This is a genomic window from Jejudonia soesokkakensis (assembly GCF_042664795.1).
Taxonomy (GTDB): domain Bacteria; phylum Bacteroidota; class Bacteroidia; order Flavobacteriales; family Flavobacteriaceae; genus Jejudonia; species Jejudonia soesokkakensis.
In genome coordinates, this window is the sequence record NZ_JBHTBN010000003.1 from 298586 (window position 1) to 320981 (window position 22396).

The 22396-nt window shown below is 36.6% G+C and carries 24 protein-coding genes; 20 read left to right on the forward strand and 4 right to left on the reverse strand.

The window, feature by feature from the left end:
- Positions 1-62: 62 nt before the first annotated feature.
- Entirely contained in the window at positions 63-485 is a 423-nt protein-coding gene (locus ACFQO1_RS08090; RefSeq protein ID WP_380217488.1) for a sugar 3,4-ketoisomerase, read from the reverse strand.
- Entirely contained in the window at positions 478-1569 is a 1092-nt protein-coding gene (locus ACFQO1_RS08095; RefSeq protein ID WP_380217489.1) for a glycosyltransferase, read from the reverse strand. Before ACFQO1_RS08095 ends, ACFQO1_RS08090 begins: the two co-directional genes overlap by 8 nt.
- Before the next feature lie 32 nt (positions 1570-1601).
- On the opposite strand from ACFQO1_RS08095, the gene ACFQO1_RS08100 reads away from it, so the two are divergent.
- The 4 genes from ACFQO1_RS08100 (at position 1602) to ACFQO1_RS08115 (ending at position 6992) form a co-directional block, all read left to right on the forward strand.
- Positions 1602-2732: a glycosyltransferase family protein gene (locus tag ACFQO1_RS08100; protein ID WP_380217490.1), complete on the forward strand. Its 1131-nt coding sequence runs from the start codon at positions 1602-1604 to the stop codon at positions 2730-2732.
- A 77-nt stretch (positions 2733-2809) separates the two neighbouring features.
- Complete coding sequence (gene lipA, locus ACFQO1_RS08105; RefSeq protein ID WP_380217491.1) at positions 2810-3682, forward strand: lipoyl synthase; 873 nt, start codon at positions 2810-2812, stop codon at positions 3680-3682.
- 10 nt (positions 3683-3692) lie between these two features.
- The gene (gene gap / locus ACFQO1_RS08110) at positions 3693-4688 is read left to right on the forward strand and encodes a type I glyceraldehyde-3-phosphate dehydrogenase (protein WP_380217492.1); all 996 of its coding nucleotides are present in this window, start codon (positions 3693-3695) and stop codon (positions 4686-4688) included.
- A gap of 54 nt (positions 4689-4742) precedes the next feature.
- Positions 4743-6992, forward strand: a complete 2250-nt coding sequence (locus ACFQO1_RS08115; protein ID WP_380217493.1) for a tetratricopeptide repeat-containing hybrid sensor histidine kinase/response regulator — start codon at positions 4743-4745, stop codon at positions 6990-6992.
- On the opposite strand, the gene lpxK is transcribed toward ACFQO1_RS08115, so the two are convergent.
- Positions 6989-7999 (reverse strand): tetraacyldisaccharide 4'-kinase, encoded by a 1011-nt coding sequence (lpxK, locus tag ACFQO1_RS08120; RefSeq protein ID WP_380217494.1) that lies wholly within the window; start codon positions 7997-7999, stop codon positions 6989-6991. The two genes, ACFQO1_RS08115 and lpxK, sit on opposite strands and share 4 nt — an antisense overlap.
- 77 nt (positions 8000-8076) lie before the next feature.
- Between lpxK and ACFQO1_RS08125 the strand changes: the two genes are divergently transcribed.
- The 4 genes from ACFQO1_RS08125 (at position 8077) to msrA (ending at position 11013) form a co-directional block, all read left to right on the forward strand.
- Positions 8077-9192 carry a Nif3-like dinuclear metal center hexameric protein gene (locus tag ACFQO1_RS08125; RefSeq protein ID WP_380217495.1) on the forward strand — a complete coding sequence of 372 codons (1116 nt, stop codon included), beginning with the start codon at positions 8077-8079 and terminating at the stop codon, positions 9190-9192.
- A 3-nt stretch (positions 9193-9195) separates the two neighbouring features.
- Positions 9196-9975, forward strand: a complete 780-nt coding sequence (locus ACFQO1_RS08130) for a zinc ribbon domain-containing protein (RefSeq protein ID WP_380217496.1) — start codon at positions 9196-9198, stop codon at positions 9973-9975.
- Between the two features lie 94 nt (positions 9976-10069).
- Complete coding sequence (locus ACFQO1_RS08135) at positions 10070-10318, forward strand: DUF7218 family protein (RefSeq protein WP_380217497.1); 249 nt, start codon at positions 10070-10072, stop codon at positions 10316-10318.
- A gap of 11 nt (positions 10319-10329) precedes the next feature.
- On the forward strand, positions 10330-11013 hold the full coding sequence (gene msrA, locus ACFQO1_RS08140; protein ID WP_380217498.1) for a peptide-methionine (S)-S-oxide reductase MsrA: 684 nt from the start codon (positions 10330-10332) through the stop codon (positions 11011-11013).
- Between the two features lie 66 nt (positions 11014-11079).
- Here msrA and ACFQO1_RS08145 read toward each other — a convergent pair whose 3' ends face one another.
- Entirely contained in the window at positions 11080-11877 is a 798-nt protein-coding gene (locus ACFQO1_RS08145; RefSeq protein ID WP_380217499.1) for a class I SAM-dependent methyltransferase, read from the reverse strand.
- Between the two features lie 94 nt (positions 11878-11971).
- Here ACFQO1_RS08145 and ACFQO1_RS08150 point away from each other — a divergent pair, with 94 nt between their 5' ends.
- From ACFQO1_RS08150 to ACFQO1_RS08205, 12 genes are all read left to right on the forward strand, one after another.
- Complete coding sequence (locus tag ACFQO1_RS08150) at positions 11972-12115, forward strand: DUF2256 domain-containing protein (protein WP_380217500.1); 144 nt, start codon at positions 11972-11974, stop codon at positions 12113-12115.
- Positions 12112-13407 carry a DASH family cryptochrome gene (locus tag ACFQO1_RS08155; RefSeq protein ID WP_380217501.1) on the forward strand — a complete coding sequence of 432 codons (1296 nt, stop codon included), beginning with the start codon at positions 12112-12114 and terminating at the stop codon, positions 13405-13407. The genes ACFQO1_RS08150 and ACFQO1_RS08155 overlap by 4 nt, the downstream gene beginning before the upstream one ends.
- Positions 13404-14939: a cryptochrome/photolyase family protein gene (locus ACFQO1_RS08160; RefSeq protein WP_380217502.1), complete on the forward strand. Its 1536-nt coding sequence runs from the start codon at positions 13404-13406 to the stop codon at positions 14937-14939. Before ACFQO1_RS08155 ends, ACFQO1_RS08160 begins: the two co-directional genes overlap by 4 nt.
- A gap of 110 nt (positions 14940-15049) precedes the next feature.
- The gene (locus ACFQO1_RS08165) at positions 15050-15208 is read left to right on the forward strand and encodes a lmo0937 family membrane protein (RefSeq protein ID WP_380217503.1); all 159 of its coding nucleotides are present in this window, start codon (positions 15050-15052) and stop codon (positions 15206-15208) included.
- A 52-nt stretch (positions 15209-15260) separates the two neighbouring features.
- Positions 15261-15389, forward strand: coding sequence for a hypothetical protein (locus ACFQO1_RS08170; RefSeq protein ID WP_380217504.1), 129 nt, complete (start codon positions 15261-15263; stop codon positions 15387-15389).
- Between the two features lie 102 nt (positions 15390-15491).
- A complete protein-coding gene (locus tag ACFQO1_RS08175) occupies positions 15492-16184 on the forward strand; it encodes a hypothetical protein (protein WP_380217505.1) in 693 nt (230 codons plus the stop codon).
- The gene (gene kynU, locus ACFQO1_RS08180; protein ID WP_380217506.1) at positions 16184-17440 is read left to right on the forward strand and encodes a kynureninase; all 1257 of its coding nucleotides are present in this window, start codon (positions 16184-16186) and stop codon (positions 17438-17440) included. The genes ACFQO1_RS08175 and kynU overlap by 1 nt, the downstream gene beginning before the upstream one ends.
- A gap of 6 nt (positions 17441-17446) precedes the next feature.
- Positions 17447-18853: an FAD-dependent oxidoreductase gene (locus tag ACFQO1_RS08185; protein ID WP_380217507.1), complete on the forward strand. Its 1407-nt coding sequence runs from the start codon at positions 17447-17449 to the stop codon at positions 18851-18853.
- Between the two features lie 2 nt (positions 18854-18855).
- Complete coding sequence (locus ACFQO1_RS08190) at positions 18856-19257, forward strand: RidA family protein (protein ID WP_380217508.1); 402 nt, start codon at positions 18856-18858, stop codon at positions 19255-19257.
- Between the two features lie 9 nt (positions 19258-19266).
- Positions 19267-20106, forward strand: coding sequence for an alpha/beta hydrolase (locus tag ACFQO1_RS08195; RefSeq protein WP_380217509.1), 840 nt, complete (start codon positions 19267-19269; stop codon positions 20104-20106).
- Between the two features lie 2 nt (positions 20107-20108).
- Positions 20109-21557 carry an aldehyde dehydrogenase gene (locus ACFQO1_RS08200; RefSeq protein ID WP_380217510.1) on the forward strand — a complete coding sequence of 483 codons (1449 nt, stop codon included), beginning with the start codon at positions 20109-20111 and terminating at the stop codon, positions 21555-21557.
- Between the two features lie 45 nt (positions 21558-21602).
- Positions 21603-22388 (forward strand): SDR family oxidoreductase, encoded by a 786-nt coding sequence (locus ACFQO1_RS08205; RefSeq protein ID WP_380217511.1) that lies wholly within the window; start codon positions 21603-21605, stop codon positions 22386-22388.
- The last annotated feature ends 8 nt before the right edge of the window (positions 22389-22396 follow it).

Here is a 22396-nt window from a genome sequence, read left to right on the forward strand (position 1 = left end):
TATCTGGATTAATATATGCTTTTCATTGTATATAATAAAATTCAAGCACCTGCGACTTCAAATTAGTCAGTAGTTTTTGTGTAGCTTTTAAAATCATTATAATCACGAAGGTAATCGCTCTCTTTATATACATCGCTTACTAAAGATAAACACACGGCTCCTGCCGAAAAATTATCAAGCTCTCGCCAGATTCCATTAGGAATTAAAAGTCCTTTATTAGGACGGTTTAATGTGTACACCTTACGTTCAAGTCCGTTGTCTAGTACCACATCAAAACTACCACTTAAAGCAATTAAGAACTGTTGCAGTTCTATGTGCGCATGCCCTCCCCGACTGCTATCACTAGGCACATCATATAAGTAATAGACGCGTTTAATCTCATACGGAAGAATCTTTTTTTCAATCACCGAAAGATTTCCACGCCCATCTGGGTCACTAATTTTAGGAATATCGATTAATTGAATACTATCTAAAGATTTATGCATGTTGTACTAATTTTGACCATTGACTGGCGATATTCGACATTTCTAAATGTTGTACACTTTCCTTTGCATAGGATTTTAATTCGATATACAATTCTTCATTGCTAATCATGGTATTCATGGCTTCTGAAAGTGCTTGGGTGTTATGATTTTCCACTAGCAATCCGTTTTTTTTATGTATAATTATTTCTCTGGGACCGCTATTACAATCGACCGAAACAACGGGTGTACCAACAGAAAGCGCTTCAATCAATACTCTAGGGAACCCTTCGTAATGACTTGTCAATACTAAAAATTTAGCTCTTTCAAGATACGTTTTAATTGCGGGTGTAAAAGGGATAAGATGTACAATATTTTCCAATTGCAATAACTCAATCTTTCTTTGAATTAACTCCTTATCTGGCCCATCCCCTAAAATTTTTAGCTCAATGTTTTTTTCTGGCAAATCAGATCTTTTATAGGCTTCAAGTAGTAAACTAAAATTTTTCACATCTTCGACCAACCTCCCCAAAAAGATGATATATTTAGACGAAGTTGCGTCATCAACTATTTTATCAGGCAATGGAGCTATAGGGTTATAAATAGCAATCGCTTTTTGAGTTTTGTACTTTCGGTTTATTTCCTCTGCAATCGCTTGCGATACACCAACAATTTTAAATGATCTCTTTATCATTTTTTTGGCCACAGATTTTTTCTTCGGAAAGTATTGTTCTAATTTGAAACTCCGAACCACATAAATGGGATTAAAACCTTTGTAAACATAGTTAAGGTAAAATAGCTCTGTTTTGGCAAATTGCCTGTTCCGATTATCAATAATAAAATCAAAATTTTGAGAGACTAAATACCTTCTTAGTTTCTTAAAACGGATAAAACGCCCAAAAACGGAGTTACTCTTTTCTTTTAATTCCCCCAAATTAAATAGCGTACCTGCATATTCATAGTCGATACTATTTGTAAGAATGACCAGATGAACATCGAAACCCTGCGAGTCTAACATTCTGGAAAGCATTGCAGTAGAGCGTTCTGCACCGCCTTTCCCTAAAGAAATTGTGACAATACAAACTTTAATTTGGTTATTTTCGTTCAAACACTAGTATATTTACGAGGTAGTACAAAGATATGAAGATACTTTTAGTAGGCGAATACAGCAGACTTCACAATTCATTAAAAGAAGGACTAATGGCTTTGGGCCACGAAGTTATCCTAATTTCTACAGGTGATTTTTTTAAAAACTATCCTTCAGACATAAAGCTTACACGTACCTACGACAGCGGAATTGCCAAAAAACTGAAAGTGGGTATTTACAAATTGTTTGGAATTGATATCACTTCAGAATCGATAAAAAAACAATTTTTTACACATAAAGAGCAGTTAAAAGATTTTGATGTAGTGCAACTTATTAATGAAAGTCCGCTAACCACTACTCCTAAAATTGCTATTGATATCATTTCCTTTTTAAAAAAGTACAATACAAAACTGTTTTTGCTTTCCTGCGGAACCGACTACATTAGTGTATCTCATGCCCTAAGCGATGCCCACCCGTATTCTATATTGACCAATTACAAAGATGGGACCTACGATACTAAACGCTATAAATTTATTTTGAAAAATCTGGAGGAAGCCCACAAAAAATTACATGATTTTGTTTACAGTCAAATCGACGGAGTGATTGCTTCAGACCTAGATTACCACTTACCACTGCTTGGTCATAAAAAATATCTGGGACTAATACCTAATCCGGTGAATTTATCAAAGCTTCCTTTTACTGAAACTGCTTCAGAAGGACCTATTGTGATTTTTATGGGCATCAATCGAGGCAATATGCATACTAAAGGAATTCACTATTTTGAAGCAGCGCTTAAAAACATTCAGCAAGAATATTCCGAAGCGATTACAATTGACATTGTTGAAAACCTACCATATTCAGAATATATTGAGAAATATAACAAAGCACATATCGTTCTGGATCAAGTATTAGCCTATGATCAAGGGTATAATGCACTGGAAGCTATGGCAAAGGGAAAAGTAGTTTTTACGGGTGCTGAAACTGCTTTTTCAAAACATTATAAGCTGGATGAAACTGTTGCAATTAATGCGTTACCAGATGTTGATTACCTTACCAAAACCTTAGCCAATCTGATTGAAAATCCAGAAAAAATAAAGCAAATAGGTGCCGCTGCCAGAGCCTTTGTAGAAAGAGAGCATGATCATATCAAAGTGGCAAAACAGTATTTGGAAAGCTGGAAGTAAATCGATGGATTTTCAGACTTTAATTTGAGGTTTCTAATTCTTCATTCTGAAATCAAAATCGTATCTTTGCGTTGCGTATGAGTACAGAAACATTAGACATTCCACAACGAGTTCCAAAACCCAAATGGCTACGTGTAAAACTTCCTACTGGGAAGAAATATACCGCCCTTAGAGGATTGGTAGATAAATATGATTTGCACACCATTTGCACATCTGGTAGTTGCCCAAATATGGGGGAATGCTGGACTGAAGGGACTGCAACCTTTATGATCCTTGGAAACGTTTGCACTCGTTCCTGTGGTTTCTGTGGTGTAAAGACTGGACGTCCTGAAACAGTAGATTGGGATGAACCCGAAAAAGTAGCGCGTTCTATTAAATTGATGGAAATAAAACATGCTGTGGTGACTTCAGTAGACCGTGATGACCTAAAAGATATGGGTTCTATTATCTGGGCTGAAACAGTAAAAGCGATACGTAGAATGAATCCTGAAACTACGCTAGAAACACTTATTCCAGATTTTCAAGGGGTTACTCGAAATATAGATCGTATTATCGCTGTAAAACCAGAAGTGGTCTCACACAACATGGAAACGGTAAAACGTTTGACGCGGGAAGTACGCATTCAGGCAAAATATGAACGAAGCCTTGAAGTATTGCGATATCTCAAAGCACAAGGTATCGAGCGTACTAAAAGTGGTATCATGCTTGGCTTAGGGGAAACAGAAGAAGAAGTACTACAAACTATGCAGGATTTAAGAAATGTTGATCTGGATATCGTTACAATTGGTCAATACCTGCAACCTTCCAAAAAACACCTTCCGGTAAAAGAATTTATTACGCCAGAGCAGTTTAAAAAATATGAGACCATTGGTCTTGAAATGGGCTTTCGTCATGTAGAAAGTGGTGCGCTGGTACGTTCTTCTTACAAAGCACAAAAGCACCTTACTTAACACCTCTTTTATGGCAGCAACTATTAAAGTTGGCATTAACGGATTTGGACGTATTGGTCGCAGGCTGTTTCGATTACTTTTGAAACACCCTCAGATTACCGTGGTAGCAATAAATGACCTTGCAGATTCTAAAACATTAAGTCATCTGTTAAAATACGATAGTATTCACGGGGTTTTAAAACAAAATGTTTCCTTTTCAGAAAGTACTATTTCTGTAGGAGCGCATCATTTTTCTTTTACTTCGGAAACTTCTCTAGATAACCTCAACTGGGAAGGTGTGGATGTAGTTGTTGAATGTACCGGAAAGTTTAAAACCAGAGTGCAATTAGAAAAACATCTGAAGAATGGAGCTAAAAAAGTTATTTTATCGGTTCCTCCAACCGAAGATGATATTAAAACAATTGTACTGGGTGTTAATGATTTTACGTTAACTAAAGACGACACCATTATTTCAAACGCTTCGTGCACCACCAATAATGCAGCACCAATGTTACAGGTAGTCAATGATTTATGCGGTATTGAACAAGCCTATATTACTACTGTGCATTCTTACACAACAGACCAGAGTTTACATGATCAGCCTCACAAAGATTTACGAAGAGCTCGTGCAGCAGGTCAGTCTATTGTCCCAACAACTACGGGAGCTGCAAAAGCTTTAACTAAGATTTTTCCTGAATTAGCTTCGGCTATTGGAGGTGCGGGCATTCGAGTTCCTGTTCCTAACGGATCTCTCTGCGATATCACCCTGAATGTAAAAAAGGAAGTAACGATCAATGAAGTAAACAATGCATTTAAAAAAGCTTCAGAAAGTACCTTAAAAGGAATTCTCCAATATACTGAAGATCCCATAGTTTCTATTGATATTGTGGGTAATTCTTATTCTTGCGTTTTCGATTCAGAAATGACTTCTGTTATTGGAAAAATGATAAAAATAATTGGTTGGTATGATAACGAAACTGGGTATTCTGCTCGTATCGTGGACTTAATCTTACAAATTTCTAAGTAAAACATTCGTTTTATCGAGGAAAACACTATATTTATCGGCGAATTACATTAGAAAATGTGCCCTAGCTTACTAAAGAAATATACGCTCTCCATTATTGGAATGGTTTTCTTTGCTGTAGTTTCTACAACAGCACAGGAGTCTAGACAGGATTCTATTGCTAAAGTCGCGACTTTACAAAAAAAAGGAGATCAAGCACTTAGTAATCAAGATTATGACAGTGCTATTTTAGCATTCAATGAAGCTAAAAACATTTCAACACTCATTAGTGACACTGTTGCACAATCTAAGGTATTAGTCAGTCTTGGTAATTTAAATTATTACATAAAAAATTATGAGAAAGCTGCCTATGAGGTTGAAGAAGCGATAATCTTAACCTCAACGCTAAACAATAGAACCTTACTTGGAAGAGCATATACAATAAAAGGCCTCATTGCGACACGAGTTGATAAGTTTTCGGTAGCAGAAGACGCTTTAAAAAAAGCAGACCAGATTTTTATTGAGACCGATGATGATTTAAATAGAGCAAATGTTTTATTGGGTCTTGGAATTTTAGAACTTCAACAAAAAAATTATCAGGTAGCAATTAATTATTTTGATGCTGCCATCCCCACCTTTAAAGAATCTTCATCTAACTATCAGCACGCATTTGCTTTACTTAATAAAGCAGAATCTGTACTGGAATTGGAAGCCACTCAAAATTTAGATCCCATAGCCATTTCAAAAAATGCATTAAATCAAGCTAATGCTATAATTGAACGGAATAATTATGCTAGCTTAAAAGTTGAAAGTTATAAAATAGCTGGATTTATAGCTATAAATGAAGGAGACCAAGTTTCTGCACAGAAAAATATGAATACGTACTTCCACAAGAGAGACTCTCTTGTAGCTGTTTATATAACAGCAATTTCAAAGGGCGTTGATCAGGAAGGAGAAATTGGAAATCTAAATCAGAAAATTCGAGATCAGCAATCAGATATTGATAAACAACAAAAGTCCATCAATCTTGGTAAAATGACTACCGGACTTAGTATCGCCTTAATTATAATCCTTTCACTTCTAACATTATCGTTATATAAAAACAATAATTTAAGAGCAAAAGCAAATGATTTATTACAGGATAAGAATACTGAATTAGTTTTGGCAAAAGAGAAAGCAGAAAAGGCATCTTTAGCTAAGGCACAGTTTTTATCCACTATAACGCACGAGCTTAGAACTCCGCTTTACGCGGTGACAGGTTTGACGCATTTATTGCTTGAAGAAGACCCTAAGGAAGAGCAAAAAGATCACCTTAATTCTTTAAAATTTTCTGGGGAATACCTTCTTTCTCTTATAAATAACATTCTAGACCTCAATAAACTTGAAGCAAATAAGGTTGAAATCGAACAGTCCACTTTTAATCTTAAGAAACGTATCAATGATGTTTTAGTCGCCCTTAAGAAATCTGCCGATGACCGTAAAAACAACCTACATATTGAATTTGACGAAAACATACCTACTAAACTTATTGGCGATCCTTTAAAACTTTCGCAGGTATTAATAAATTTAATAGGAAATTCGGTTAAATTCACACAAAATGGCGATGTCACGATAAGAGTGCAACGAATCGATAATAAAGAAAATAGAGCTGCTTTACGATTTGAAATTGAAGATAATGGCGTAGGGATTTCCAAGAAAAAACAAAAGAGCATTTTCGAGAGTTTTTCACAAGCATCCTTACAAATTAACAGAAAGTTTGGCGGAACTGGACTGGGGCTCTCTATTGTGAAAAACCTATTAGAACTAATGGATAGTAAAATCTATCTTGAAAGTCAGTTAGGAAAAGGATCAAAGTTTTCATTCACCATTAATTTTGGTATTGCTGAAGAATTAAAAGATGCAAAAAGCCCAGCAAATGCCACCTATGAAATTGATTATGCAGCATTAGAAAATCGCAATGTACTTGTCGTCGAAGACAATAAGATCAACCAGATGATTACTCGAAAAATTCTCGAGAAGAATAAAATGGTATGTATGGTAGCAGATAATGGAACCGACGCTGTTGCACTTGTCAAAGAAAACAATTATGACATTGTATTAATGGATATCCATATGCCAGGAATTAGTGGTATTGAGGCTACACAAAAAATTCGAGAATTTGACAAAGAGCTTCCTATCATAGCGCTAACCGCTGTGACAATTGACGAAAACCTAGACGAATTTTACCGCGCAGGGTTTAATGAGATTATTCCTAAACCTTTTAAGACTGAAGAATTCTTTCAGAAAATTTATCTTACTATTGAGAATAGAAAAGTTCCAACTACTTAAGAATGTTTTTCTTTGATATGTTGTAGTATTCTTTCTTCAAAAAAGGAACCTTGGTCGTTTAAAATTTCTGTTTTTATAGGTAGGTAGTACACTGCAAATTTTCCTAGTTTAGGCTGTAATCGCATGTAGTCTTTTTCCGTTGTTAAAATTAACTCCTGTTTTTTTAAAGTTTCAATTTCTGAATCTGTAAAATCGTGGTGATCTGGATAATTTAAATGCTCAAACCTATACTGCTTTTCAGCCAGAAAATCTACTAGAGGTTTCGGATTGGCAATCCCGGTGACTAATGAAAAATTTTTATCTTCAAGATACGCAATATCTAAGGCTTCTGTTTCATTATAAATTTTTGAAGCATAGGTAATTTTAGAAAAATAAACCCGCTGATGTTCTTTCAGATCTAACTTAAATTGAATTTCCTGTAGTTTGCTATACGCTACCTTTTCTGGACATTTTGTAACAACAATAATATCTGCACGGCGCATCCCAGCCCTTGGCTCACGCAGATTTCCTGTAGGCAACATATAGTCATAGATATACAAATCGTCAAAAGGGGTAAGCAATATATTTAAGGAAGCCTTCACTTTTCGATGTTGAAAAGCATCATCAAGTATTACAACTTCAGCTTCAGGAAGAAGGTGATCCATTCCCAACTGTCTATTTGCACAAACGGCTACAGTTACTTCAGGAAAGTTCTGCTTACATTGCCTGGGCTCGTCTCCTACTTGCTTGGCTGAATGCGCTGTGGTTACTTCAATGTAGCCAGAAGTTTCTCTCTTATACCCTCGGCTTAGCACCGCAACTTTATATGTATCTTTTAAAAAACTTAATAAATAGGCTACCATGGGCGATTTTCCAGTTCCTCCTACACTTAAATTACCAACACAAATGACAGGCTGTCTGTACGATTTGCTTTGAAACCAACCTACGTTATAAAAATAATTACGGAAAGCAGTCACAATTCCGTAGAGAATTGCGAAAGGAAAAAGTAGCTTGCGTAGAAATTTCATGGTACGAAAATACAAATTCCGCTTCATTGCTCTTCCCAAAATATGAAACTGTTATATTTACGGTAAATTTTTATAGCATGAAGATCAAAGATATGTTGTACATACTGGAGGATATTGCTCCTTTAGCCTATGCCGAGGGATTCGACAATACAGGGTTATTGGTGGGAGATTCATCAAAAGACCTAACCAATATTCTGGTTACTCTTGATACTCTCGAAGAAGTTGTGGAAGAGGCAATTGCTAAAGATTGTAATCTTATTGTAAGTTTTCATCCTATTGTTTTTTCTGGCTTAAAAAAAATAACTGGAAAAACGTATGTTGAGCGGGTAGTACAAAAAGCTATTAAAAACGATATTGCCATTTTTGCAATCCATACTGCTTTAGACAATAGTTGGAATGGGGTTAACGCGACGCTCTGCGAAAAGATAGGTTTAAAAAACAGAAAAGTCTTAATTCCGAAGACTGAAACGATAAAAAAGCTACTAACGTTTGTGCCGTCGGAAAGTGCTTCGGAAGTGAGAGAAGCTCTATTTTTAGCTGGCGCAGGTGAAATTGGAAATTACAGCAATTGTAGTTTTAATATAACAGGTCGCGGAAGCTTTAACGGAAACGAAGATTCCAATCCTGTAAAGGGAAAACGTGGTGAAACTCATTTTGAAGAAGAAATCCAAATAGGAATCACATTTGCTAAACATCTTCAATCAAGAATTTTAAACGCATTATTTAAGAGTCATCCCTATGAAGAGGTAGCTTACGAGATTACAACACTAGAAAATACGAATCAGCATATTGGTATGGGAATGGTAGGTGAATTTGATGCGGCACTTTCAGAAGATACTTTTCTTACACACCTAAAATCTGCTATGAAAACGGGATGTGTTCGCCATTCGCCATTGCTTCAGAAAAAAATAAAAAAAGTTGCTGTGTTAGGAGGTAGCGGTAGTTTTGTGATTGAAGCTGCTAAAGCTGCTGGAGCTGATGCTTTTGTGACTGCCGACCTCAAATATCATGATTTTTTTAAAGCTGAAAAATCCATTCTGTTAACAGACATTGGACATTATGAAAGTGAACAGTACACAAAAGATCTTTTAGTGTCGGTGCTTACAAAAAAAATTAGTAATTTTGCACCTGCTTTAACGAAAAGCAAAGTGGTTTTATCACAAACAAATACAAATCCAATTAGCTATTTTTAAAATATGGCAACAAAAGAAATTACGGTAGAAGAGAAATTAAGAGCATTGTTCGATTTGCAATTGATCGATTCTCGTGTAGACGAAATTAGAAATGTACGCGGAGAGCTTCCGTTAGAAGTTGAAGATCTAGAAGATGAAGTAGCCGGAATGAACACACGTCTTGAAAAACTGAATGCCGATCTTGAAGTAATCGAAAATAATATTAAAGAAAAGAAAAACGGAATTGAAGAATCAAAATCGTTAATCAAAAAATATACTTCTCAACAGGATAATGTACGCAACAATAGAGAGTATAACTCATTAAGCAAGGAAATTGAATTTCAGGAACTTGAAATGCAATTAGCTGAAAAACACATTAAAGAATTTAAAGCCCAAATTGAGCAAAAGAATGTGGTTATTGAAGAAACTACTTCGCGCCTTGCAGAAAGACAAGAACACTTAAAACACAAGCAAGGAGAGCTTAACGAAATTCTTGCTGAAACTGAAAAGGAAGAAAAAGCACTTATCAAGGAGTCTGAAAAATTTGAAAAGAAAATTGAAGACCGTCTGGTAAATGCTTACAAAAGAATTAGAACCAATGTAAAAAATGGTTTAGCTGTTGTTGCTGTAGAGCGTGGTGCTTCTGGAGGATCGTTCTTCACCATTCCACCACAGGTTCAAATGGAGATCGCTTCCCGTAAAAAAATCATCACAGATGAGCACAGTGGACGTATTTTGGTAGATCCAGATCTTGCAAATGAAGAAAAAGAGAAAATGGAAAAGTTATTTAATAAAGTAAAATAACGACTAATTATATTATAACAAAGCCTTCACATATTGTGAGGGCTTTTTTTGTTACATTTAATTTGAAAGGAAATAAAATTAACTCGACTACACCATGGCAAAAAATCACGGTCCAAGTATTAAAAACGATGAACAATATGAAGCGCTTCGAAATAAAGGAATGAGTAAAGAAAAAGCTGCACGTATTGCAAATACTAAAGACAGCGGAAAAAAAGGTGGTAAAGCTACTCCTTACGAAGAAAGAACTAAAGAACAACTGTATCAAAAAGCAAAAGAAATTGGAATCGATGGTCGCTCTCAAATGAATAAGAAACAATTAATTAACGCATTACGAAATCATTAAAAAAATTTACAATGAAAAAGATATTATTTACCATAAGTTTTTTAACTGCAGGTCTTATGTTGGCCTGTAACTCGTCAAACGAAGCTAATAAAAAAGCAGAAGAAATTGCACAAAAAGAGATTACACCTGTCGAGGTTCCATCGCAAGATGGTCTTGAAAAAGCATATTTCGCCAGTGGTTGCTTTTGGTGTGTAGAGGCTATTTACGAAAGTGTCAAAGGTGTAAAAGAATCCATTTCTGGATATAGTGGCGGACATACACAAAATCCAACCTATGAATCGAGTAACACAGGTACAACAGGACATGCAGAAGCGGTTGAAATTATCTACGATCCAACCCTAGTCAGCTTTGAAACATTAGTCGATGTATATTTTGGTTCACAGAACATCACTCAAGTAAATGGGCAAGGTCCAGACAGAGGATCACAATACCGTTCTATCATTTTTTATCAAAATGATGCACAAAAGAAAATTATAGAAAATAAGATTGCTGCACTCGAAAAAGAATTGGGAGAAGGCAGCGTAGCCGCTCAGGTTTTACCTTTTGAAAAATTCTGGGAGGGAGAAGCCTATCATCAAGATTATGAAAAAAGAAACCCTAACAATCCCTACATCCAAAATGTATCCATTCCAAGATTTAAACGTTTCGCAAAAAAATATCCAGAATTACTTAAAGAAGATGCAATGGATCACTAATCGTATTAATTAGTTCCTAATAAAAACTCCGTTAAAAAATCTTAATGGAGTTTTTTAGCTAAATCACTATAATTTTCGGGCTTTTATTTCGAACACTAATGGGTAGAGTCCATTGGGCATTTCATAAAGTCCTTTTTTATTTCTTACCAAGCCAGGGAAAATATCGTACGGAGATTCTTGATGTTCTTTTAGGTAGTCTATATGCAGCCCAGCTCCTGTAAGACTACTAATTATTTCGCCCAACCCATGGTTCCAGCCATATTCTTTACTAACTATGTTAGAATGTTCATCGGCATAGGTTCCTTTATATTCTTCAAAGATTGCTTCTTTTTGCTGATATCCATATTTTAATTCGGGCGGAGTGACCGTATAATCATACATCCATGCAATAGGATGAAATTCTACGATATAAAAAACTCCTCCTGGTTGTAGTCTTTCAAATATCATTTGCGCCCACGGTTTTAAATCCGGTAGCCACCCAATTACTCCATAACTTGTAAATATAATATCAAAGGTTTCAGAAATATATTGAGAAGTGTCTAAGACATTACAGCAAGCAAAGGTTGCATCTAAATTTAATTCGGAATTTAAAGATGTTGCAAGTTGTATTGCTTCTTCAGAAATATCAACACCTGTACACCTAGCTCCCATCCTACTCCAGCTTAAGGTATCCTGTCCAAAATGACATTGTAAATGCAATAGGCTCTTTCCAGTAACATCTCCCAATGCTTCTCTTTCAAAAATGTTTAAACTTGACGTTCCCTTTTTAAAAGCATCCAATCCATAAAAATCACTTTTGGCATGCACCGCCACTTTTTTGTTCCAAGTTTCTTTATTAATTTCAAAAGCCTTTTTGTAATCCATTGAACTAAAATTTCAGTAAAAATAACAAAAATGCAATTTGTTAATTTTTGTTTAAGCTTGGTGGATAATTTTTAAACAAATAGTAAGTTTACAGATGTCTCACAAAAAAGTAAACCTCCCTTCCAAAATATGCCCAGTATGTCATAAGGCATTTGATTGGCGAAAGAAGTGGGAAAAGAATTGGGAATCGGTTACATATTGCAGTGAGCGTTGCAGAAGAAATAAAACTACTATATGAATCACCTTGTCTGGTTTAGAAATGACCTAAGAACCTATGATAATACTGTGCTATCTACTGCGCTAAAAGATGCTAATAAGGTAATTGCTGCCTATTGCTTTGATCCAAGGCATTATTTAAATTCGGTCTATGGATTTAAAAAGACCGACCGATTTAGATCAAAATTCTTAATTGAAACTATCCAAAATCTAAAGGAAAATCTTGCAGCATTAAATATACCTATGTTTATTTATACTGAAAAACCCGAAGATTGCCTACCCAAACTTATTTCACAACAGCAAATAACGTCTATTTATTTTCAAAAGGAATGGACTTCTGAAGAAGCAGCTGTGGAAATGGCTTTAAAAACTTCGGTCGACAATTCTATTCAATTTAAATCTTTCTACGATCAATTTCTTTTTCATCCAGAAGATATTCCATTTGATGCTTTCAGTAAAATTCCGAATGTTTATACTGATTTTAGAAAGAAATGCGAAAAGTATTGTTTTGTAAGAGAAATGCTACCACAGCCTGAAAAACTTTCAGAAGATAATTTTATAGATACAGAGACCAACATCCCCACCCTTCAACAATTAGGATTAGAAGCTTATTCTGAAGATACACGAACCGCCTTTTCATTTTCTGGTGGGGAAGATCCCGCCTGGGAGCGTATCCATTCTTATTTCTGGAAAACTGAACAGCTGGCAACCTACAAACAAACACGGAATGGGCTTGTAGGGACTGAATACAGCTCAAAACTCTCTGCATGGCTTGCCAACGGTAGTATCTCTTCAAGAAGCATATATTGGGAAGTTAAAAAGTTTGAAAAAAACGTTGTTAAAAATCAGGATACTTACTGGCTTGTTTTTGAACTTATATGGCGTGACTTTTTTAAATACATATCACTCAAACATGGAAATTCTATCTTTAAAATTGGCGGAATCTTACAAAAAAGCTACAACTGGAATCAATCTAAAAAGCAACTAGACAATTGGATATTGGGAAATACTACGTACGATTTTGTCAATGCAAATATGAGTGAAATTGAACAAACAGGTTGGATGAGCAACAGAGGAAGACAAAATGTAGCCAGTTTTTGGGCGAAAGAACTTAAACAAGATTGGCGTATAGGAGCCGCCTATTTTGAAAGCATGCTTATTGATTATGATGTCCATAGTAACTGGGGCAATTGGATGTATGTTGCAGGGGTTGGAAATGATCCTCGTGACCGAAAATTCAATATCAACTCACAAGCAGAACGTTACGATCCTGAAAATATATTTATAGACCTTTGGAATAATGAACACACATGAAAACACTTCGACTTATCCTTGGTGATCAATTAAACCATAAACATTCTTGGTATGATGATCCTCAAGAAGACATTATTTATTTTATTGCCGAAATGCGTCAGGAAACAGACTATGTAACGCATCATATACAAAAAGTAGTTGCCTTTTTTGAAAGTATGCACTATTTTGCCGAATGGCTTGAGGAAAGAGATCATACGGTAATCTATTACCAACTTAACCATCCAGACAATAGTCAATCCCTCACTCAAAATCTTTCAGCACTTATAGAAAAGCATGGTATTGAAAAGTTTGAATACCAGCTTCCAGATGAGTTTCGGCTCGACGAACAATTACAACAGTATTGCGAAAAGCTATCGATTTCTTCTGAAGCGTTTGACACCGAGCACTTTTTAACAACCCGAACAGAACTTTCAGAATTTTACGAAGGAAAGAAAGAAATGACCATGGAATATTTCTACCGCTATATGCGCAAGAAACATGATATCATGATGGTAACTTCAAAAGATCCTGAAGGCGGAAAATGGAATTTTGACAAATCAAACCGAAAGAAATGGAAGGGGGAAGATAGCATTCCACATGAACGGGGCTTCAGAAAAGATGTTACTGCTACCCTTGATCGAATTAAAAAAGCTGAAATCAAAACAATAGGAACTATCAATCCAGAAAAGTTTAATTGGCCAACTTCCCGTGAAGACTCACTATCTGTTCTTAATTATTTCTGCAAAAATCTTTTGGTTCATTTCGGCGATTATCAAGATGCCATGCATACAGACGAAGTCTATCTATTTCATTCAAGATTGAGCTATGCTATGAATAGTAAATTACTTTCACCTTTAGAAGTGATTGAGTCTGTGATTGGTTACTGGCGAGAACACAAAGATCATATAGATATTTCTCAAGTGGAAGGTTTTGTACGACAAATTCTAGGATGGAGAGAATATATGCGTGGAATCTACTGGAAAGAAATGCCAGAATATAAAAACTTAAACGCGCTTAAGAACCAAAATAATCTTCCAGATTTTTATTGGACAGGAAATACAAAAATGAATTGCCTTAAGCACGCAATCGACCAAAGTCTGGATCATGCCTATGCGCATCATATTCAGCGATTAATGATCACTGGAAATTTTGCATTACTCACACAATGTAACCCAGATGAAGTAGATGCATGGTATTTAGGCATTTACATTGATGCGATAGAATGGGTTGAAATTACAAATACACGAGGGATGTCACAATCTGCAGACGGTGGCATTGTCGCTACGAAGCCATATGTGTCTAGCGGAAGCTACATTAATAAAATGAGTAACTACTGTAAAGAGTGTCACTACAACGTAAAAAAGAAAACCGAGGAAGACTCCTGCCCTTTTAATAGTCTCTACTGGAATTTTTTGGATGACAAAAGAGCGCATTTTAAAGACAATCATAGGATGAACATGATGATGTCTCTGCTTGAAAAAAAATCAGCTTCAGAGCTGTCAGAAATAAAAAAGAGAGCTCAGTATATTATCAATAACACAAAAGATATATAAAGTAACAAAATTGATTTTATTTCATCGTTTTTATTAAATACGCGTTAAAAAAATATAGAATGTGCAAAATTATTGTAGTTTTAATATAACTAATCTTTAAAACACACATTATGGGAGATTTAATTTGGCTTATTGTCGTTATTCTAATTATAGGATGGTTAGTTGGTTATTTTGGTTTCGGTGAAGCTGTAGGTAGCCTAATTCACATTCTACTAGTATTGGCCGTGATCGGTATTTTATATCGTTTGGCGACAGGTCGTAGACCATAGTAGCAGATTAAAATAGTTTTAATCTTTATTTTTAACAATCAAAACCAAAAACATGAAGAAGTTTTTCACGATTCTATGTGCTGTAGGTCTTTTTGCAGCCACAGCAACCAGCTTTACAAGTTGTAGAGAAAAATCAACAGTAGAAAAAGTAGCAGATGATGTAGAAGATGCTGTAGATTAATGATTCTAATACTTAAGAAAAGCCCTTTTAATGAAAAATTTAGAAGGGCTTTTTTTATGTTCCTTAATTACTTTCATTATTTTTACTGAAAACCAATCTTAAATGAAAAAATTAGTACTCCTCGCAACAAGTTTACTCCTATTACAAGCTTGTAAAAATGATGTAAAAACCTCTGAAGATCTTTCAGAAACAACAACTACAGAAACTCCAACCGAAAAAACCACCGCTCAAAAAATTGCAGCAGCCAATGGCTTCGAAAATTGGAAAGAGGTTTCAGAACTCAACTTTACATTTAATGTAGATCGAGGCGAAGACAATCACTACGAACGTAGCTGGACGTGGAATCCCAAAACCAATGAAGTAATTATGGTCACTCCAAACGGTCGTGTAGAGTTTGACCGTGATTCTCTTAACGAAAAAACTAGAGGTGCCGATGCCAGTTTTATTAATGATAAATATTGGCTCATGGCTCCTTTTCATTTAGTCACAGATGAAGGCACTACTATTTCTGAAGAAGAAAACGTACTGGCACCATTATCTAAAAAAGAACTCGACAAGATCACTCTTACCTATGGCCCCGAAGGAGGGTACACGCCAGGTGATGCCTACGATTTTTATTATGATGATGATTTTATGGTAAACGAATGGACGTTCAGAAAAGGAAACGATAGTGTTCCAAGCATGATGACTACTTGGGAAGATTATGAAGATTTTAACGGATTAAAATTTGCAAAAATGCATCAGGATTCTACGGGCGGATTCAAATTATACTTTACAAATATTTCAGTAAAATAATGGAGAATAGCCTCTCATACGCACAACAACAAGATGCAGAAGACCCACTAAAGTCTTTTCGTGAACAGTTTCATATCCCGAAAGACATACAAGGTAATTCTCTTATATACCTCTGCGGAAATTCTCTCGGATTACAACCAAAAGTAACCCGGGAATACCTTCAGCAAGAATTAAACGATTGGGCTCACCATGGAGTAGAAGGACATACGGATGCCGAACATCCCTGGCTACCGTATCATGAATTTCTAACAAAGAACATGGCAGAGATCGTAGGTGCAAAACCAAGTGAAGTCGTGATTATGAACACGCTTACTACAAACCTCCATTTAATGATGGTGTCGTTCTACCAGCCTACAAAATCCAAGTTTAAAATTGTGGTAGAAAGTGATGCATTTCCTAGTGATAAGTACGCAGTTGAGAGTCAGCTAAAATTTCACGGGTTTGACCCTAAAGAAGGATTAATTCTTTGGAAACCAAGAAAAGGAGAAGAATTATGCCGCTTTGAAGACCTTGAAACAATTTTGAAAGAACAAGGTGACAAAATCGCTTTACTAATGATAGGGAGCACCAATTACTACAGCGGACAACATTTTCCGTTAAAAAAAATTACACAACTCGGTCACGAGCATGGATGCATGGTTGGTTTTGATTTGGCGCATGGTGCCGGTAATATTCAACCTGATTTACATGATACAGGTGCCGACTTTGCCGTATGGTGTACGTATAAATATTTAAATAGTGGTCCAGGAAGCTTAGGAGGATGTTTTGTTCACGAACGCCACGCTCAAAATGAACATCTAAACCGTTTTGCTGGCTGGTGGGGACATAACAAGAAGACACGGTTCAATATGCGACATGAATTTGATGCGTTACCAGGTGCCGAAGGTTGGCAGTTAAGCAATCCGCCAATTCTATCGATGGCAGCTATTAGAGCGAGCCTCGATGTATTTGCTGAAGCAGGTTTTAAAAATCTTAGAGCAAAGTCTGAAAAACTTACTGGATACCTTGAGTTTTTATTGGACGAGCTAAACACCAATAATATTAACATCATTACCCCTAGAAATAAGAATGAAAGAGGTTGCCAACTGAGTATCCAGGTTAAAAATGCAGATAAAAAACTACATACTAAACTAACAGAAGCTGGAGTTATTAGTGACTGGCGCGAACCCGATGTGATTCGAGTAGCTCCTGCCCCACTCTACAATAGTTTTGAAGATGTATTTGAATTCGTACAGCGTTTAAAAGAAGTTCTCTAATAACATATGAACACTAAAACTAATATCCTAATTATTGGTGCAGGTCTCTGCGGAAGTCTACTTGCACTTCGCCTAGCACAACGTGGGTACAAAATTACGCTCGTAGAAAAAAGACCAGATCTGCGTACACAACATCAAGATGCCGGGCGTTCTATCAACTTAGCATTAAGTGATCGTGGCCTTAAAGGACTTAGACTTGCCGGTGTCGAAGAAGCTGCCTTACAACTTTGCATCCCGATGTATGGCCGAATGATTCACGATATGGAAGGAAACACATTTTTAAGCAAATACAGCGGAAGAGCAAATGAATACATTAATTCAATTTCAAGACCTGGCTTAAATATGCTACTGCTGGACGAAGCCGAAAAGATGCCCAATGTTACCATTATTTTTAATAAAGGGTGTAAGTCGGTAGATCTTGAAAACGGTTCGGCTACGTTTAAAGATTATCCTACAAATGAAGAGGTAACATATACTGGTGATATTATTTTAGGAACGGACGGAGCAGGTTCTTCTGTAAGAAAAGCAATGTTTAATCATAAGAAATTTTTGTTCAGTTTTTCTCAAGAATGGCTTACCCATGGGTATAAAGAAATTACAATTCCTCCTGCAAACGACGGAGGGTATCGTACCGAAAAAGGAGCACTTCATATCTGGCCTCGAGGTGAAGATATGCTTATTGCACTTCCAAATCTGGATGGTAGTTTTACCGTGACCTTATTTTTACCATACTCGAATAGTGAGTATTGTTTTGACAATTTGACCACTCCAGAAATGGTAACCGAATACTTTACCAAAGAATATCCCGACGCGGTAGCGCTAATGCCAAACCTGGTAGAAGAGTTTTTTAGTAATCCCACAGGACCTTTGGGCACCATTAAATGTTCGCCCTGGAATAGCTACGGAAAAACTCTCCTGCTTGGAGATGCTGCTCATGCTATTGTTCCTTTCTACGGACAAGGAATGAATGCTTCTTTTGAAGATGTTGTTGTATTTGATGAAATTTTAGATCGTTTTACTTCGGAAAGTACCGATTGGAATACTGTATTTTATGAATACGAGAAAGCAAGAAAAAAAGACACCGACGCCATTGCAGATCTAGCAGTAGATAATTTTCACGAGATGAAAGAACATACGGCAAGTGCGCTCTTTCAGAAAAAAAGAAAACTGGAAACCGCTTTTGAAGCCGAGTTCCCCGATAAATATTATAGCAAATACAGTTTGGTAACTTTCAAAGAAGAAATTACCTATGCCGAAGCATTACAGCAAGGGCGTGCACAGGACAAAGCCATTTTAAACTTATTGGATGACGGAAAGCTTCCTGAAGACATGGAACTTTCAGAAAAATTAAAATTAGTACAACAGCAAACACAGGCTATTTTACACGATGATGAAGTGGCTGGAAATTTATAAGTATGAAGAAAAAAACCACACCCAGAGGGGCCTATCCGCATATTAGACGTGCAGGAGACTTTCTGTTTGTAAGCGGAACAAGCTCCCGTAGACCCGATAATACGCTTGAAGGAGTTGAAATAATCGATGAAATGGGAACGCTAAAGATCGATATCGAAGCGCAGACCAGAGCAGTTCTCAACAATATAAAAGACACCCTTGCCGAAGAAGGAGCAACAATGAACGATGTGGTCGATGTCTCCAGTTTTCTGGTCAATATGAACGATTTTGGTGGTTATAATAAAGTATATGCCGAGTTTTTCAACAAAGAAACGGGTCCCGCAAGAACCACAGTTGCTGTACATCAATTACCGCATCCTCATTTGGTGGTTGAGATAAAGGTCACAGCTTATAAACCTTTGTAAACCTATAATATGAAAGTAAGAATTAGAACGATACAGTTATTAAGTTTTCTGTGGGTGGCTTTTTTTTGTTTACCGTCAAAAGCGCAACCAACAATTAAAAAAAGAGCTCCATTTAATATTGGTGAACGACTTACTTTTGATTCTAAAGTTTTAAATGAAGAAAGAGCCTTGAATATTTACCTTCCAAATGGGTACGATAAAGCTTCAGAAAAAAAATATCCTGTAATCTATCTCTTAGACGGTTCTAAAGATGAAGATTTTATTCATATTGCTGGTTTGGTTCAGTTTGGTTCATTTTCTTGGATCAATATGATTCCTGAAACAATTGTGGTGGGTATAGAAAACGTAGACAGAAAAAGAGATTTTACGTTTCCTTCAGAAAATACGCTGGATAGAGAAGAATTTCCAACTTCTGGAGGTTCAGCAAAATTTATTGCCTTTATTTCAGAAGAATTACAACCACTAATTCAAAAAACCTATAATGTTTCCGAAGAAAAAACGATTATTAGTCAGTCATTGGGCGGATTGCTAGCTTCGGAAATCCTACATAAAAAACCAGCTCTTTTTAATAATTATATTATTGTAAGTCCTAGTGTATGGTGGGATGACAACTCTATATTAAAAATGGAACCAACAATGGATTCTTCAAAGAAAATCTATGTTGCAGGAGGAACCGAAGGACCCGCAATGCAAACCGGTGCTGTCAATTTATATTATAAGCTAAGAGAAGTCTATAAGGATAATGGTGAGGTTTATTATGATTTTTTAAAAGAGAGAGATCATGGTGATGCGTTACATTTAGCTGTTTATAATGCTTTTGAAAAACTATTTGTAGCTACTAAAGAGTAACCATGAAAAAAATCCTAAACTATATCGACGGAGTATACACCGAGCCTGTTTCAGGGCAATGGTTGGATAATTACAATCCATCAAATGGCGAAGTTTATTGTCAAATTGCCAATAGTAATTCTGAAGATGTGGCCAATGCATATCATGCTGCAACAAAAGCCTTTCCAGCCTGGAGCCATACAACCATTGACGAGCGTAGTAGAATTCTTCTTAAAATTGCAGACTTGATTGAAGCAAAGCTTGACAATCTCGCTGCTGCAGAGTCCAAAGACAACGGCAAACCCTTGTTATTAGCTAAAGCAGTAGATATCCCTAGAGCTTCGGCAAATTTCCGCTTTTTTGGAAATGCGATTACTCAATTTGCTAGTGAGGCCCATGAAAGTATTGGGCTTAACACCATGAACTACACCCTACGGCAACCTATTGGCGTAGTGGGTTGTATTTCACCATGGAACCTTCCGCTCTATTTATTTACATGGAAAGTGGCTCCTGCCATCGCTGCTGGTAATTGCGTGGTGGCCAAACCAAGCGAGGTAACTCCCATGACGGCTTATTTACTAGGCGAAATTTTAACCGAAGCTGGGCTACCTCCCGGAGTGTTAAATATTGTTCATGGCACGGGACCTTCCGCTGGTCAAGCCATCGTGGAGCATCCTGAAATTAAAGCAATTTCATTTACAGGTGGAACAGCCACTGGAGCCAGCATTGCCCGAACGGCCGCTCCTATGTTTAAAAAATTATCGCTGGAATTAGGTGGAAAAAATCCCAACCTCATCTTTGCCGATTGTGATTATGAGAAGATGCTGGCAGTTACGGTAAAATCATCTTTTGCCAATCAAGGTCAGATCTGTCTCTGCGGAAGCAGAATCTTTGTGGAAGAAGCTATTTTTCCGAAGTTTAAGAATGATTTCATTAAAAAGGTGTCACAATTAAAGATTGGCTTACCTTCTGAAAGTTCAACCAATATTGGGGCGTTAGTAAGCAAATCACATCTGGAAAAGGTAGAAAGCTATATTAAAATTGCCGAAGAGGAAGGCGGAAAAATTTTGTTTGGCGGAAAACGCATCAATATCCCTAATGCTGAAAATGGATATTATTTACAACCCACCATCATCGAAGTTGATGATGATCAATGCAGAATCAATCAGGAGGAGGTCTTCGGACCTGTCGTGACCATTATGCCTTTTAAAACTGAAAAAGAAGTTTTAGCGATGGCAAATGGTATAAAGTATGGACTTTCTGCTACCCTCTGGACCACTAATATCAACCGAACAATGAGGCTTTCAAAAGAATTGGAAGCAGGCATTGTTTGGGTAAACACTTGGCTTAACCGCGATTTACGTACCCCTTTTGGAGGGGTAAAGGAAAGTGGCATAGGACGCGAGGGCGGGTTTGAGGTCCTTAAATTTTTTACGGAAGCTAAAAATGTATGTATACATTATGAGGAATAACCCTCTCAATTTCGTACATTATATAAAACGAATTAAAATTAATAAATGAATTTAGATTTAAAAAATAGAAATGCATTAGTCTGCGGAAGCACCGCAGGAATTGGAAAAGCAACGGCCATGGAACTGGCTTCCATGGGAGCGACCGTGACTTTAGTAGCTCGAAATGCAGAAAAGCTAAAAGAAACATTGGTAGCACTACCTCATCAGGACGGTCAAAAACATAACTACCTTGTGGCAGATTTTACCAATCCTGAAGTGTTAAAGGAAAAAGTAACCGCAGCGGCAGAGAATAAAACGTTTCATATACTTATCAATAATACGGGAGGGCCAAAAGGCGGTCCTATTTTTTCTGCGGAAACAGACGAATTTACAAAAGCATTTGAGATGCACCTGGTGTGTAATCAGATCTTAGTACAAGCGGTTGCGCCAGGAATGAAGAAAGCAGACTTTGGAAGAATTATTAATGTCATTTCAACTTCGGTAAAACAACCCATCGACGGACTTGGTGTAAGTAACACGATTCGAGGTGCGGTGGCTAGCTGGAGCAAAACACTCGCAAATGAACTGGGACAATACGGAATAACCGTAAACAATGTGCTCCCAGGATTTACAGCTACAGACCGACTTGCAGATATTGTGGGCAATGCCTCCAAAAAAATGAACAAATCTGAAGAAGATGCCGCAGCTTTTATGCGCAGTCTCGTACCTGCCAGACGCTTCGCACAGCCTGGTGAGATTGCAAATGCCATTGCATTTTTGTCGAGTGAAGCGGCTAGTTATATAAACGGGATTAATTTACCAGTCGATGGCGGACGTACAAAAAGTTTGTAACTTTATCT